Source organism: Vibrio sp. 10N.261.54.A5 (assembly GCF_041471145.1).
GTDB lineage: Bacteria > Pseudomonadota > Gammaproteobacteria > Enterobacterales > Vibrionaceae > Vibrio > Vibrio crassostreae_C.
This window is the reverse complement of record NZ_JBFRNU010000030.1, coordinates 26,913-42,234: the sequence shown is the minus strand read 5'-3', so window position 1 is coordinate 42,234 and position 15,322 is coordinate 26,913. Positions and strand designations below refer to the sequence as shown.

The 15,322-nt window shown below is 43.1% G+C and carries 8 protein-coding genes; 1 reads left to right on the top strand and 7 read right to left on the bottom strand.

Features of this window, described 5'->3' with window-relative positions; all coding sequences use genetic code 11:
- Nucleotides 1–228 precede the first annotated feature (228 nt).
- From AB4329_RS09745 to AB4329_RS09715, 7 genes are all read right to left on the bottom strand, one after another.
- Nucleotides 229–1,797: a polysaccharide lyase family 7 protein gene (locus AB4329_RS09745; protein ID WP_102332120.1), complete on the bottom strand. Its 1,569-nt coding sequence runs from the start codon at nt 1,795–1,797 to the stop codon at nt 229–231.
- 421 nt (nt 1,798–2,218) lie between these two features.
- Entirely contained in the window at nt 2,219–3,967 is a 1,749-nt protein-coding gene (locus AB4329_RS09740) for a polysaccharide lyase family 7 protein (RefSeq protein WP_372138172.1), read from the bottom strand.
- A 237-nt stretch (nt 3,968–4,204) separates the two neighbouring features.
- Nucleotides 4,205–6,076, bottom strand: coding sequence for a methyl-accepting chemotaxis protein (locus AB4329_RS09735; protein ID WP_017065711.1), 1,872 nt, complete (start codon nt 6,074–6,076; stop codon nt 4,205–4,207).
- A 1,044-nt stretch (nt 6,077–7,120) separates the two neighbouring features.
- Nucleotides 7,121–8,002: an NAD(P)-dependent oxidoreductase gene (locus AB4329_RS09730; protein ID WP_004733521.1), complete on the bottom strand. Its 882-nt coding sequence runs from the start codon at nt 8,000–8,002 to the stop codon at nt 7,121–7,123.
- A gap of 541 nt (nt 8,003–8,543) precedes the next feature.
- Entirely contained in the window at nt 8,544–10,622 is a 2,079-nt protein-coding gene (locus AB4329_RS09725; protein ID WP_372138171.1) for a DUF4962 domain-containing protein, read from the bottom strand.
- A gap of 219 nt (nt 10,623–10,841) precedes the next feature.
- On the bottom strand, nt 10,842–12,620 hold the full coding sequence (locus AB4329_RS09720) for a sodium:solute symporter family transporter (protein WP_017061477.1): 1,779 nt from the start codon (nt 12,618–12,620) through the stop codon (nt 10,842–10,844).
- Nucleotides 12,621–13,345: 725 nt separating this feature from the next.
- The gene (locus AB4329_RS09715; RefSeq protein ID WP_017061478.1) at nt 13,346–14,065 is read right to left on the bottom strand and encodes a FadR/GntR family transcriptional regulator; all 720 of its coding nucleotides are present in this window, start codon (nt 14,063–14,065) and stop codon (nt 13,346–13,348) included.
- 265 nt (nt 14,066–14,330) lie between these two features.
- Here AB4329_RS09715 and phnD point away from each other — a divergent pair, with 265 nt between their 5' ends.
- Entirely contained in the window at nt 14,331–15,287 is a 957-nt protein-coding gene (gene phnD / locus AB4329_RS09710) for a phosphate/phosphite/phosphonate ABC transporter substrate-binding protein (RefSeq protein ID WP_372138169.1), read from the top strand.
- Nucleotides 15,288–15,322 lie beyond the last annotated feature (35 nt).

The following is a 15,322-nucleotide window of genomic DNA, read 5'->3' as shown; positions in this document are numbered from 1 at the left end:
GGCGATTGGCGATTGGCGAGAGGATAGTAACTGAAACTGATAATGACTACAGTTAATACTGAATGAGCTTAATGATATTGTCTTAAACTATGTGTAACTGATAACTACCCTTCTCCGACTCAATTAAATCATACGCTTAAGCCCAAACAACAGGAGGCAAAAAAGCCTCCGAACCCTGAGGCTGGAGGCTATTGCGATAACTTAAATATTAAGTGTTATTCGATCAGATTACTTTTGGTATTGATCGTGCGATACGTCTAGCTGGTAGAAAGTCGCTTGTGAGTAATCGTCTAGGTCGCCGCTGATGTTTTGGTTGTAAACACCTGCTTTGAAGTACATGTACTTGCCGCCTACGTCGTAACCGCTGTTGCTCATATCAACCACTTGTACAACGTCGTCTTTGCCTTCACGCATTAACGTTACAGTCATCGTGTTGCCTTTAACGTCAATACGGTAGCTGAACACTTCGCCAAGTGCGATACCATCGTCACCCACTTCAGCCGTCATGTCGCCCACTAGAGGGTAGAAGTCCTCTTTAGTTGCATCTTGGCTTTCGTGTGCGAAGTAAACCGCACCCGTTGCTTGGTTTGGCAGTTTACGGTAGTACAAACGAATTGGTTCATCGTTTTGATCGTGAATCTGACCAATGATAAAGCGGCCTACTTCGTTCGCATTACCTGTTGTTGTTGCGTGATCGATTTTCAACGTTGCTTCTAAAACGCCATCAATACCAGCAGCAGCTTCTAAGTCAGACTCAGGTGCGCTTGAGAATACCCAGTTGTTCTTGTTAACACCTTTAGTGCTAATAGACTGGTCACCACGGCGCATCATTTCGCGAAGCTCTGTACGCGCATACTTAGTATTTTTAGAGGTACGAACACCTTTCACGTAAGACTTGAAGACTAGACCACCATCGTCAGCTGTGTAGAAGATCTCTGGGTGTTGGTAACCGTTTGCAAGGTTCCACTCAGAAACATCATCAGGCTTACCGTTTTTGTCATGGTCGAATGGTTGAGATAGGTACCAATGCGTCATGTCAAAGTTTTCGCTTGGCGCGTTACCTGCAACTGGTGTCGCTGGCAGGCCTGTCGGAACTGGCAGTGCACTGCGTGTGTCACATTCAACTGAGGTCTCACAAGGGTAAACCGCTGCTACACCAAAGTTACCTGAACGAAGATCTTTGCGCGCATCTTTACGTGCTTTTTCCACTGCTTTCATTTCAGCGATCATTGCCGCTTCTGCAGCTACTACGTCTGAAGTAATGATATGGCTAGCGGGACAAGCGTTAATGTTACAGTTAACCGCAGCTAACCCTGTCACACTGTTCCAACCATTTTTGGTGTTACCGTGACCAACGTATCTTACGTAGCGCGCTTGCACTGCTGGCTCGAATTGGAAACGCTCTAGGCCGATCGCTTTACCTGAGCTCAGTTGGTTTTCAAGTACGGTTGTCCAGTTTTCGCCATCGACACTTACTTGAATATCAAATTTAGACTGGCGCTCGTTACCTTTGCTGAAAGATGCTTGAACCGCATCAAATTCTTGTACTGAACCATAGTCTAGTGTTGCCCACTCACCGTCACCCGCAGATGACCAACGTGTAGTTAGGTCTTGGTCAATGAGACGATCAGGTCCGTTACCATCATGGCTACTAGCGGCAACAGCAACTGGCGTCAGAAGCGCTTCACCAGTTTCTTTGTTATTTGGGAAATCAACAGTCGGTGTGCTCGTGCTCGCACAACCAACTGCAAGTAAAATAGAAGAAGCGAGTAAGGTTTTTAGAGTAATTTGTTTCATATCTAATCCATTATTATAATACAAAGACAGCGTTCGTAAGTGAAAGATAAATTGGCAAACACGAGCTATAAGGCGTTTTCTCTCTCAGTATTTGCGATAACACAAAAATATTACGTAATCTTATAATACAAATAAAACACTTCGTTGAATAAATGAGACTGGGAACACTTTTCGCTTTTTCCATACTTTAACTGGATCACACTTCCTATTGATAAAAGACAACATATGAAAATTTAGAATGCGAAATGGGCTATCAAGGGCGAAAAATCCGAGCGGTAATGGTGAGAATGTGCATCACTCGAGCAGAGCATTTATCGTTCAGAACATCTCATTTAACAGTGTCGCAGCAGTTAAAAAAAGACCACATTGTTAGGAATCAATATGGTCTTTAAAGCAGTCATTGTTGTTACTCAAACGTTAGCTAATTCAAATAGTGTTCAGCTCTAAGAGAACTAAAGCTCACATCAAACACTTCACCCGCATAGTCGCTATCAGGCTTAAATTGTGGATAGATGCCTGCTTTGAAATAGAAAGCGATGTCTGTCGATGTCCAATCTGATGTTAACGAAACCGTGTCCCCATCTTTATCTGTGTAATCTTGTCCCCAAGGGATTAAATGAGAAACGGTGTTGGTTCCATCTAAATCATGAGTCGCCAAGTAGATACCGTCTTGATTGGCACGAATCGTATATCGCCACTCTTCACTTGCCGAATAAGTCCCTAACTCGACACTGAACGGGTCACAATGATTACAGTCTTGGTTGTTGCGTTCAAAATCGTCATTCAGTATCACTCGTACCGGCTTACCCTCACCTTCCCAAAGCAATTTGACCAATGCTTGATTGATCTTCCAGCCATGGATCTGACCGAGCACTACTTTTGGGTCTTGGCCGTTGATGTTCGGGTAATCTTCAATTCGCAAGCTTGCCGTTAACTCGTGACTGGTTGTGTTGGTTCTGGTGTCGTCCAAATACCAACTGGTATCTTCATCACTGGTGCTGCAATCTGGCTGAACACTGCTTTGATACAACTCCCTGAGCTCAGAGCGAATATAGCTAGAGTTTTGGGTAGAGGTGCCGTATCCCATATCCGCTCTAAAGTGCATTCTTCCTTCATCAGTATTGAAGTAAGAAAGATCAATATCACTGTCGTACACATCGCTGTCATTTGAAAGAAGATCTTTACTCGATTCACAACGTTCTGGTTCTAACTCAGCAGCACTGTCACCACCGCTTCCATACCAATCATTCTTACTCGGTGGAATAGTCAGCTTCCAATCATTAATGTCCCAATCGTTTGATCCATCGATTTGAGTCGTGGTGTATCTCAACGCCTGATAGTAAGCAATCGCTTCACCATTCTCAAATTGGTTATAGATACCCGCTTTGAAGTAGCTCAATAAATGCTGCCAGTAAGCGATGTCTTGATTCACTTTTACTTCATCATTCACTTTGAGCGACAGTGTGTTCTCATAAACAGAAAGATCAAATTTGGTAAAACTGTCCAATTCCGCCTCACCTAAATCGTAGCGATTGTATGACGTGGCATAACAATCCGAAGAGTCAGCAGCGCTGCTACAATCAATGGCATTGTTTTTCATGACTGCCCAGTAGTGACCTGTGAGGCCATCTCGTTCTTGCTCCCAAACCACACGCAATAGCGGATGAGGGATATAACCCGTACCACTCTCATCAGTCCCCTTATTGTGTATCTGCAGCAACGTCACTTCATCATGGTCGGCAGGTGAACTCGCCATTGCATGCTCGATATCAGGTAAGCTTATTTCCGCATACAAGCTTCGTCTTACACCCGTTTCATTGATATCGAAGTTTTCTCCCTCACGAACCTCAGAACGCATCTTGTAGTTCGTCATTTTGAAGATAAGATTTTCCGTCTCTTCATCAGCATAAAAATAATCACTGACATAACCATCGAAGTTACCATCTTTGACTTCAGAGGTTTTATTGCCCTCCTCTCCATTAGGATCAGAGACCTGAAGATCTGAGCTGGAAAGGATGTTTTGATACTTGGTAATATCATAGGGAGCAACAACACCAGCGGGCATTCCTGGGTTATTGGTATCGGAAGGATCACTGCTGTCACTGGAGCTGCTTCCACCGCAGCCATACGTAAGCGAAGCGAGTACTACGACGAAGATTGGCTTATTCACATTTATCTCACTTATCCATAAGAATAGAGTGACAATGTATATTTGTACTATTTTATGTCAATTATATATTTATCAGAATGTGAGATGCGGCAAATGAAGTGGGATGAATGAGTATTGCGTAGAGTTAGACTCAAGAAAAACGCAGAAAGGCCACTCTAAACTCGCAAGCTATTGAGTGGCTCTCAGATCAACAACTAAACTTAGTATGTTGATTTTTAAATATAAATATTAGAAAAGTTAAACCTTAAAGCTGCTCATCAAGTCACTAACGCTGCCGTTAAGTGTTTTGATTTCTGCTGATTCAATCAACTGATCTTGGCTTAGCTTATTAAGCTCCTCAACAAAGCTTTCAATCTTATGCATGTTCTTAGCAATGCTCTGAATAAGGGCGTTCTGCTCAACAGACGAACCCGAAATATCGTTATTAAAACGACTTACCGTTTCCATCTGTTCCGTTAGCTTGGCCAACATATTTACCGCTTGAACCACTTGGGCACGCGTCATTTCACAGTTACTTTTGGTCAACTCAATCGATTTAACCAAACCATCTGATTTAGACTGCAAGCCAGACAGCGCTTCATCAATTTCAGAAGTACTGATTTGAGTTCGGTTGGCTAACGCACGGACTTCATCAGCAACCACCGCGAAACCTCGGCCATGCTCACCCGCTCTCGCCGCTTCAATTGACGCATTCAATGCCAGCAAATTAGTTTGTTCCGCAATTCCTCCAATCACAGACACGATAGACTGGATGCTCTGCGTTTCATTCGCCATTGAGCGAATATCATCAGAGGTGGTGCAGACTTGCTTCTCAAGATCACTGATATAGGTTTCCGTCACGGTGTTAATTTGTTTCGTCTCATCACTAAACACAGCGGCCTCTCTTGCTGCTTCTGCCGCCGACTGAGAACTCTTCTCGACTTCGTTTGATGCTTCAGATAAGCCGTTAATTGCAGAGACCACTTGAACCGTTTCATCAGTGTGAACTTTCAGTACATCGCTGGTTTCTTTACAACCTTCACGAATACTCAGTACCTTAGTATCGAGATCCGAGTTCTTAAATTTGACGTCCTTAACCATCTCTTGCAGACCAATGATGAACAAGTTGATGTCTTTGGCGATATGCCCTAAGTCATCATTCCCCTTCTCAACAAGCCTTTGAGTCAGGTCTCCGTTACCTTGAGATAGATCGTGGACGATTTTTCTCAGTGACACGATTGGGCGGTAGAAGCGATTCAGCAGTAAAATCATCAATATCACCGAGCCAAGCACACATGCCACGATAAGGATACGCGCACTCGACATCACGCCATTCAACTGATTGAGCGCGAGTTCAGGATCGATACTAGATATCATGTACCATTCTTTCTGGCTGCCAATATCGACCTTCTTAGCCATCAAGATTCGCTGATTACCATCAATCATACCTTCAATGAATTGGTCAGGTAGTTCAATAGCTTCATTGAGTTTCATTAAGGCGTCAGCAGAAGATATATTGCTCTGTGGAAGCACGTTTTCTATTGTGGATGCAATTACCATCCCTCTCTCATCCACGATGATACCTTTGGCTTCGTAGATGCTATCTAGCTGTTTGAGCTGAGTTTCCAAATCATCAAATCGAATGTCTGCCATGATGACGCGATCTTGATAGGTGTAAGTCACACCAATCATAGGTACTTGAGTACTCTTGGTGAAAAACAGATCACTAAAAGATAAACCTGATTTCAATTTCGCTTGTTGATACCAAGGACGAGTCGTTGGGTTGTATTTTTCTTTGATTCCAACACCGTTTGGGAAAGACTCTGAAGGACGAGAAGTGTAAGAACGACCATCATCAAAACCCACTACAATCTTGTCAATACCACCGAGCTTAGCGGCAAAATGCATCAGCGCTTCGTTTGGTACTTGGTATGGGGATTTCATGAACTCTTGTGCAACGGAATTGACCGTATCGATGGTGCGCTGGACGGTGCTTTCAATCTGATTAATTTCTATCGTTAACGAGTGATCAATCTCGTTATAAATCGTTTGGTTTACTTGATCAGTCGCCAAGTTAAGCGTGAACCAGTTCGTAAATGCCAAGGCACTGGAACTGACGATCGCCACCATTAAAATCAATTTTCCTTTAAACCCTAGAGACAATTTTGAATTCATAAAACTCATAATCCATATCAACCTATGTCTATTATTTTTATCCGAATGAAATGGTCATTTTTTAGATATTCGAAGATACGGGAAGCAAAACTTGTTCATGCCGTTCCATCGTCACAACCATCAATTTAATTAATATTGTATGTTTAATTTACTGCACTTTCTGTGAGCAATCTTGACATATCAAAACTGGTTAAAATCACCCTGTGACATAGGTATCATTTATGAGTTTGAACTTTTAACATGATTAGAAAGGAATAATTAACCAATTAAAAATGATCAACTTTCAGATGATTACCTCACAACTTCGCCGATAATGCCTCCACTCAAATTATTCATATCACTTTCGGTCACCTGACTAGGAAAGTGAGCCTTAGGTCACATTTTCACTAACCAACCATTCACTCAAGGCATTCAATCTTAAAATTTATTTGTAATACAATAAGCCTTAAGTTATGGTGTATTTGAATCATAACTTAAGTTCTTTCTGGATGCTTTTGTTCAGTTCAAAGTGATAATTGAAGCAGCCGCTTTAAGGTCATTGAACTCGTTTAACGTAGAAACTGTCGGGGGATCTCGTTATTCGTTTTTTCACTTTCTATTGATCATTTGTTTTTCCAGACGGCTCGTCCGAACATGCCCATACAGTCACCAGCTGTGTGGGTTTTTTTTACTTTCTTTTCAGACCCGATATACGAGCGGTGTTAAGCCATCGCCAACAATCAGTTAAGTGCACTGGTTTAAGCTTGCGAGGAAAAGTGAGTGAGTTGGTGCTAGAAGGCTTTGAATTTACAAATAGATATAGATATAGATATAGAAACAAAAATAGGAATTGAGGCAGTAACAAAGTTGAACAGAGTTTTGAGTAGGTGTAGCTGAGGAAGTAGAAGTAGAAGAGTTTAACGAGGGAACAAAGGGTTGGGTATGGCAGATAAAAACGAACCTCGCTGAGGTCTCGCCGCCTAAAAAGACAGGCAATACCCTAGCGAGGTCGTACGTCGATTACTTCTCTAGTTTAGCGAAGTAGTCGAAGATTACTGGTACGTCGTTGTTACCCATTCCTGCGTCAACAGCAGCTTGTAGGCTAGTTGCAGTACCTTGAGCAATTAGAGACTCAGTACCTAGCTCTTCACAAAGAGCAAGGAAGTAACCAAGATCTTTGTTAGCGTTAGCAACAGAGAAACCTAGCTTCTCTTCGCCGTCTACTGCGTAGAACTTACAGAATTGCATGAATGGTGAGTTAGATGGACCTGCAGACATGATGTCAAACAGTTGTTGGCCATCAACACCAGCGCGTTGAGCAACAGCGAAAGCTTGAGACATAGTCGCAACAGTCGTCATACCCATGAAGTTGTTTACAAGCTTAGTAACGTGACCAGAACCTAGAGCACCTAGGTGGAATACGTTTTCGCCTTGCTCTTCAAGAACAGGTTTAACTTTGTTGAAAGTTTCCATGTCGCCAGCAGCCATGATGTTCAGAAGACCATCTTTAGCGTGTGCAGGAGTACGGCCTAGAGGTGCGTCGATCATGCCCGCGCCTTTTTCAGCTAGAGCTGCGCCGATTTTCTTAGTAGAAGCAGGGATAGAAGTACCGAAGTCTACTAATACTGCGCCTTCTTTGATGCCAGCTAGAACGCCGTCTTCGCCGTAAACGATTTTTTCAACAACAGCTGAAGTTGTAAGACAAAACTGAACGATGTCACTTGCAGCAGCTAGTTCTTTAGCAGAAGTGAATGCAGTCGCATTGCCGCGATCTGTAACGCGAGCAACAGCTTCAGCGCTTAGATCCATTACGTTTACGTGGTAGCCGCGCTTTTGTAGGTTTTCAACCATGTTGCCGCCCATAAGACCTAGGCCAATGAAACCGATTACAGGTTTAGTCATGTTCAAACTCCAAATATAGTATTGTATGATTATATGGTCATTATAATAACGACGTCTTTTCCGTTACGCAATAGTTTTAGGGTAATCCTTCAATGCTTAGACGCAAGTTGTGACGGGGATTCACTTTACGAGAAAATATGGTCACGCTTTGTACTTACAAGAGCGATATCCCAATCAAAAAATAACCTATTGATGAAATAATGCACTCTAAATGTCATACGATTAATGAGAATAAGCCACTCCAATAACGATTATTAACCTGCCGTCCCTTTTTTCAGACAAGATTAAGGCTGCCCACTGTCAGTAGTTGACAAATTATTGGAAGACAGTCACTGCCCTAGCCTTAGTAAGGTTTACTGAACACGGGTTTTAAACCAAGTTTTGTCGCCACTTACTAAGCCTGGCACTCTTGCTACTTAGCCTCTAACTAACCAACGCAACCTCTTCCCACCTCGTAGGCTACTGCCTGTTCTGTGCAAACAAAAAAACTCCGAGCTTTCACTCGGAGTTTTTAGTATCTAGCTTCTGTTGCTTCAGCGAATTACAGTTCGATTGAAACCGTTTCACCATCAACATTTAGCATTAGCGTGTTGCCTTCAAGCTTGTGAGACACTTCAACTTGCTCGCCTTCGTTCTTATTAGGAACAAGAAGCGTAAGGATGTTGTGCTCTTTTGATGGCTTGAATTCCACTTCAACGTGACGGTGGATTTCAAGATCTTTGAACTCGTATGGGTCAACTTCGCCAAAACCTTCAACGTTCTTAACTGACGTGATGTTATCAGCAGACTCGTTGATGAAGTTTACGTCTAGGTGCGCAACTTCGCCACGGATAGTGAAAGACTTGTCTGCCACGTCGTTTGCGAAAGTTGTGTGCATTAGCCAAGTCATGTCTTTCTCTTCAGAAAGCGTTGCCTTGTCTTGCATTACGAATACTTTACCTTGAACAAACCAGACCTTACGCTTGTAAGATTCAATTTCAGGAACGAAGTACTTGTAAGATGCCGTTGCATCACCCTCAACCATCTTCACATCAGATTCAGTGTCGAAATCAGAGATGTTGCCGCCCGCTTCGATACAGAAGCGATCTTGGTGGTTTTCGTAGCCCGTGTTCTTGTTCTCGCCGTACTGACCTTTACCGCCAAATAGTGGAAGGTTCTTAGAGAACGTTTGACGACGCCATTTAGTGTGCATATCAACACCGAAACCACCGTAATAGCCAGTGATTGACGCTAGCGTTTCACCGAATGCATGCAACGTGAATGCGTTTTGGTCACCGTGAGAGTGGCTGATTGAGCCAAACGGAGAACATTTGAATACCATGTGAATATGGTTATCACGCTCAGTCATCTTGTTGTGGAATGCAGCCCAACCCGTGATTGGGAATACTTTCAACAGTGGGTCATTCGATGGTGCTTTCTCTTCAGGTGCATCCCAAAGGAAGTTAAAGCGAAGATCATCGTAACCGAAGTCCCACCAACCGAAGTTGTAGAATTTGGTGTGTGCTTCAGTATCACGGCCTTTCAGTTGGTTGTAGTACCAAACATACTCAGGCTTCTGGTTAACACCTGCGTAATGCTTGATGTTGTAAGCCAGTTTTAGACCTGGGAAATCACCGATTGAAGACTGGTCACAGAAGCTCGCGCGCTTAGAGTGAACAGGCATGCAGTAAAGCGGGAAATCACCTGTGTTTTCGTAGAATGTTTTGTTGAACATGTCTACGCCACAGTATGCTTTCAATAGGTCGAATGCTTCGCCTAGGAATGCAGTTTGCGTGTTCCAGTAGTCAGGACCTTCAGCCCAACCGCCGTCTACACCGCCCCATGGTGGGTAGTGTACTGCGTAGTATTCTAGTGCGTATGCAATGTACTCGCCTGCTTTCGGGTGATCGTGGTAAAGCGCGATACACGTTGGGATGATAGCAGAAGAGATAGAACGAACACCGTGGCTGTTCAGTGGGTTGTTCAATAGATCAACCGTCACTTTCAGGTGGTGCATGATTTCGTCTAGACGCTCAATCAAAGCATCTTGAACTTGCTGACGTTCTTCATCTGTGAAGTAGCCGTGTAGCCAGTCGTAACCCCAAGCCATAGCCGCGATAACACGGAAAGCCGCTTCATCGTTATAGCCACGAGAAGTCACGCCTTCTGGATCGTACGTAGACAGTTTTAGAGTCCAAGCTTTTGCTTTAGCAATTAGCGCTTCGTCTTCTTTCACAACACCAGCAATTGCTAGGTTACGTGTCGCGTTTAGTGCCATTTGGCAATCAACGTACATTTGACGCCAGTAAGGACGCCATAGAGAAGCTTTGCCTACCGTGTCAGCTGGGTACGCTTTAGGCTCTTCGAAAGGAGCAGTCTCAAGGAACTTAACTGTCGAGTTATTGTAGAAATCATCAAACATGCAGTGAGCTTCATCAGCTTTCACTTTCGCTTTGAATTCTTCTAACTGATCTGCTTGAACAAGAAGACGTGGACGTGCTTCGCTCAAGTTGTCTAGGAATGATAGGTCGAAGTCACGTTTCTGTACTTCGATAGGGAGTAGGTCTACAAGATTACCTGCTGAAGTATCATTCTCCAGCTTCATCTTCCTGATTGCATCAAGAGATTTTTGGTCGCTCATTCTAACTCACTTATTTTTCAAGTTGATTGAAAGGAATTAGCAATAATATACGTCTTATTGTAGGACAATTAAATCTATTTCGGTTCGATTGAACCATTTTGTACAGTTTTCGTGATTTAGGTCAGATATCTTCCACCTGACCGTTTTTCCGTTTCGCAGAGCAAAAAAATGCGACGCCCTTTCGAGTCGTCGCATTCTATTATAATCGTTTTCTATGTATTAGCTTTCAGTTACTGCTTTCGCTTGCTTGCCGCCGTCATCGACCGCTTTAACCAATAGCACACCAACACCACCAACAATCACACCACAAAGTATGAAGACTAGACGTCCCCACATTGGGTTAGTGAGTAGAGCCATTAGCATGATACCGACACCCGCTACCGCAATCAGTTTACCAAGCATTTCACGCTGTTTGTTATCCAGTACTTTCTGTTCTGCTGACTCCGCAACTAATGGAGTAGACAGGTTACCGAAGAACTTATCAACGTCTGCTTGACGCTTCTCAGTTAATGGCTTGTAGAACAGAGTTGATAGGATGAAGAAACCACCTGTCAGCGTAATGTGAGCAATCAGACCGATAGCAACCTTAACATCAGACCATTCACGGCTTGTTAGCTCTTCTAGACCGAAGATTGAAGACACCATTTCAGCGTTAACAACGAAACCCACGTAGTAAGAAACAAAACCACCAACCACTAGCGTACCCCAACCAGCCCAGTCCGGAGTCTTCTTAATAAAGAAGCCAAGGAATGCAGGAATTGTCATTGGGAAGCCGATCAGTGCGCCTACATACATCATGGTATCGAACAGGCTCAAACCTTTAAGCGAGTTGATGAACTGTGCAATAAGGATGATAGCAATACCAAACACGGCAGAAGTAATCTTAGAAACCGTTACTAGTTCTTTTTCGCTAGCCGTACCTTTACGAACGATTGGTTCATAGAAGTTCTTAACAAAGATACCCGAGTTACGGTTTAGACCAGAATCCATTGAAGACATTGTCGCTGCAAACATCGCCGCAACTAGAAGGCCAACCATACCTGCTGGCATGTACTCTTGTACGAAGTATAGGTAGGCAAAGTCACCCGCTTTCTTACCTGCTTCTGGGTAAGCTGCTGCTAGGTCGACACCTTGACCTGCAATGTACCAAGAAGGCATGAACCAGATAAATACACCACAAAGCATTAGCACACACGCTAGTAGCGCTGCTTTCTTCGCGTTCTTTGAGTCTTTAGCCGCTAGGTAACGGTAAGAGTTAAGCATGTTGTTAGTAATAGAGAACTGCTTCACGAAGATGAAGAATGCCCAAATGCTGAAGATGCTTAAGTAGTTAATGTTGTTACCAGAAAGGAAAGAACCGCCTTCCGCTACAGGGAAGTTATTCACGATTTCACCAACACCGCCACCTTGAACAACAGCAACAACAGCACATGTCACGGTTACTGCCATGATGATAACCATCTGCATAAAGTCAGATGCAATTACCGCCCATGAACCACCCGTTACAGACATTGCCAATACAACCAAACCGGTAATCCAGATAGTTGCTGTCATGTCGAAACCGAAGATACCAGAAGCGATGATTGCTAGTGCGTTTAACCATACACCGGCAGAAACAACACTGTTTGGCATTGAAGACCAAGTGAACACTTGTTCGTTAGTCGCACCGAAACGCATACGAATTGCTTCGATTACCGTTACTACACGTAGTTGACGGAACTTTGGAGCAAAATATGCGAAGTTCATGAAGTAACCAAATGCGTTGGCTACGAAGATGACCGCTACTGCAAAACCATCGTTATACGCTTTACCTGCCGCACCGGTGAATGTCCATGCACTAAACTGGGTCATAAAGGCGGTTGCACCAACCATCCACCACAACATGTTACCGCCCCCGCGGAAGTAGTCACTGGTGGTACTTGTAAATGTTCTAAACATCCAACCTATCGCAATCAAGAATAGGAAATAAATGCCGACAATAATCGTGTTGAGTTCCATCGTGTATCCTTTGTCCGTTGTATTTTGTTACGATGACTATAGGAAATCTCAAACTTTATTTGTAGTACAATAATCCAAATAAGTGATGGCGATCTTATTTTGATTGATTAAGTTAATTATATATATGACATAGGATGGAATATGGCCAATCCATCAAGGCAATTACTGGTGTTTGAGGTAAAAACTCAAAAAACAAGGCCAAAGAACATCACACCCATTAAAATCAAAGACTTATGAGAAAGTGAGACTTTGCACACTTATTAACAAATACAACCAAACACATATAAATATAAAATCCTCAAAAATAATAAAAGCCAAATCAGAGCTAAATCACCCTCATTTATCACACAATAAACCAGCGTTTTTTATCTATTGAGAGTGGATAATTTCATTAGAATTCTACTTAAATTAATCAATATAGAAGAGGCATATCCAGTTCAAACGATGGTAGATTCAAAATATACAAAAATGAAAAATCATGGATGACGCATAATTATTTGAGGGTCGAGAGTGTCTAAAAACGAATATCGAGCGTAATATTATTTTTATTATGATGGTAAAGAGAACGACCGCTAGGCGTATACAAGAAGGAACTGGCTTAAGAAGGAGTTAAGCGAGGATGAACCAAAACAGTGCCACACATGGTGCAACACGCTTTCTAAAAACAAAAAAGCATGCACTTGGCATACCTTTTTGATTGGTTCAAATGAAGTTGAAAACCGTGTTTAGCTTGCAGTGGCTAAACGGTGGTTAGCGTCTTGCAAGTGAGCGGCTGACATTGTACGAGCTTTTTCACTGTCGCCAGCCATAATCGCTTCATAGATTCTACGGTGTTCATTGATACATGTGCTGCCCTCTTCAGAAGAGTGCACGATGAAGTTAACGAACATGGTAGTCAGAATATTGCCGAATGGCAGGTAGAAATCGTTACCTGTCGCATTAAAGATCAAGCTATGGAAACGAATATCGATGTCTGTCCAACGTTCTTGGTCAAACACTTCTGCGTCATCCACTTCAACCATCTTCTGGAAGATCTCTGAAAGCTCGATACGTTGCTCAGCAGTCGCAAATTTTGCAGCTAATGCACACGCTTCAGGTTCAATCGCACGGCGAAGGCCTAAAAACTGAGAACAGAATTGGTCTATGTCGGTTAGACCATCCATCCATTCAATCAGTTGAGGATCAAGAAAGTTCCAGTATGCGCGATCTACTACACGAGTACCGATTTTCGGGCGGGACTCTAACAGACCTTTAGAAGTCAGTAGTTTAACGGCTTCACGAAGTGCCGTACGGCTGATACCAAACTGTTCACACAGCGCCATTTCACCAGGAATAATAGAACCTTGTGGCAGTTCACCAGACAAGATTCCACGAGCGATTTCACGCGCTACTTGCACGTGCAGGCTGCGCTTCGAGCCCGAGATTGAATTAAAAGTGCTAACCATAAGTTCACTTATTTTATATGTTATGTTTATGTATTATTTAAGGATCACTATAACAGGATTTCAACCTAGCGCCAATTGAGTAAATTAGCAACGAGTCGTGCCCTATTAATTTACTCAATGAATCAAACACTTATAAAGCATCTAACTCCATACCGCTAGAAACATTATGTTACACCATTCATAAATCCGTCATCAAAAGGCATCGGTTCTGTCATCCTCGATTCCTATACTTCCTTCCAACAAATCACTCAATTGGACTGACATAATGAAACCGACAAAAACAAATCTCACGCTTAAGAGCGCTATTACTGCTGCGCTGATTTTTTCTGGTTCTGCATTAGCAATGGATACACGATACGAAGATCGCTCTGGCAACTTGGTTGCTGATGTTCCTCAAGATGAATCACAATGGGTTGACCCAAACACGCTAATTTTTGCTTATACGCCAGTTGAAGATCCTGCAGTATACGCTGATGTGTGGAGCGAGTTTTTGAGCCACCTTGAAAAAACAACGGAAAAGACGATTCGTTTCTTCCCTGTTCAAAATAACGCTGCTCAAATTGAAGCAATGCGTTCAGGTCGCCTACATATCGCAGGTTTCAACACAGGTTCTACACCACTGGCGGTTAACTGTGCAGGCTTTGCCCCATTCACAATGATGGCTGCAGAAGATGGCTCTTTCGGTTACGAAATGGAAATCATCACTTACCCTGGTTCTGGCATTGAGAAAGTGGAAGACCTAAAAGATAAGAACCTAGCGTTCACATCACAAACGTCTAACTCTGGCTTCAAAGCACCTTCTGCGATTTTGGACGCTGAATACCAACTTCAACCTGACCGAGATTTCAAACCAGCATTCTCTGGCGCACACGACAACTCTATTTTGGGTGTGGCGCACAAAGATTACGATGCTGCAGCAGTTGCTAACTCAGTATTGAACCGCATGCTTTCACGCGATGTTGTGAAAGAAGACCAAATCAAGAGCATCTACAAATCTCAAACCTTCCCGACTACCGCTTACGGCACAGCGCACAACCTGACGCCAGAGCTGCAAGAGAAGATTCAAAAAGCGTTCTTCACTTTCGATTGGGAAGGCACAAAGCTTCAAGAAGAATTTGAACGTAACGGCGAAGCGCAGTTCGTTCCTATTACTTACAAAGAGCACTGGGAAGTGATCCGCACTATCGATACGGCAAACAAAGTCTCTTACACGTGTAGCTAAGTTCAACCGAACTAAAAAGCCAATCACACACCGAT

Bases quoted from the DNA above. Each gene is read 5' to 3' on its own strand.
- AB4329_RS09725 (WP_372138171.1), bottom strand. From the start codon at position 10,622: ATGAGCGACCAAAAATCTCTTGATGCAATCAGGAAGATGAAGCTGGAG.
- AB4329_RS09720 (WP_017061477.1), bottom strand. From the start codon at position 12,620: ATGGAACTCAACACGATTATTGTCGGCATTTATTTCCTATTCTTGATT.
- phnD (WP_372138169.1), top strand. From the start codon at position 14,331: ATGAAACCGACAAAAACAAATCTCACGCTTAAGAGCGCTATTACTGCT.
- AB4329_RS09745 (WP_102332120.1), bottom strand. From the start codon at position 1,797: ATGAAACAAATTACTCTAAAAACCTTACTCGCTTCTTCTATTTTACTT.
- AB4329_RS09730 (WP_004733521.1), bottom strand. From the start codon at position 8,002: ATGACTAAACCTGTAATCGGTTTCATTGGCCTAGGTCTTATGGGCGGC.
- AB4329_RS09715 (WP_017061478.1), bottom strand. From the start codon at position 14,065: ATGGTTAGCACTTTTAATTCAATCTCGGGCTCGAAGCGCAGCCTGCAC.
- AB4329_RS09735 (WP_017065711.1), bottom strand. From the start codon at position 6,076: ATGGTGGCGATCGTCAGTTCCAGTGCCTTGGCATTTACGAACTGGTTC.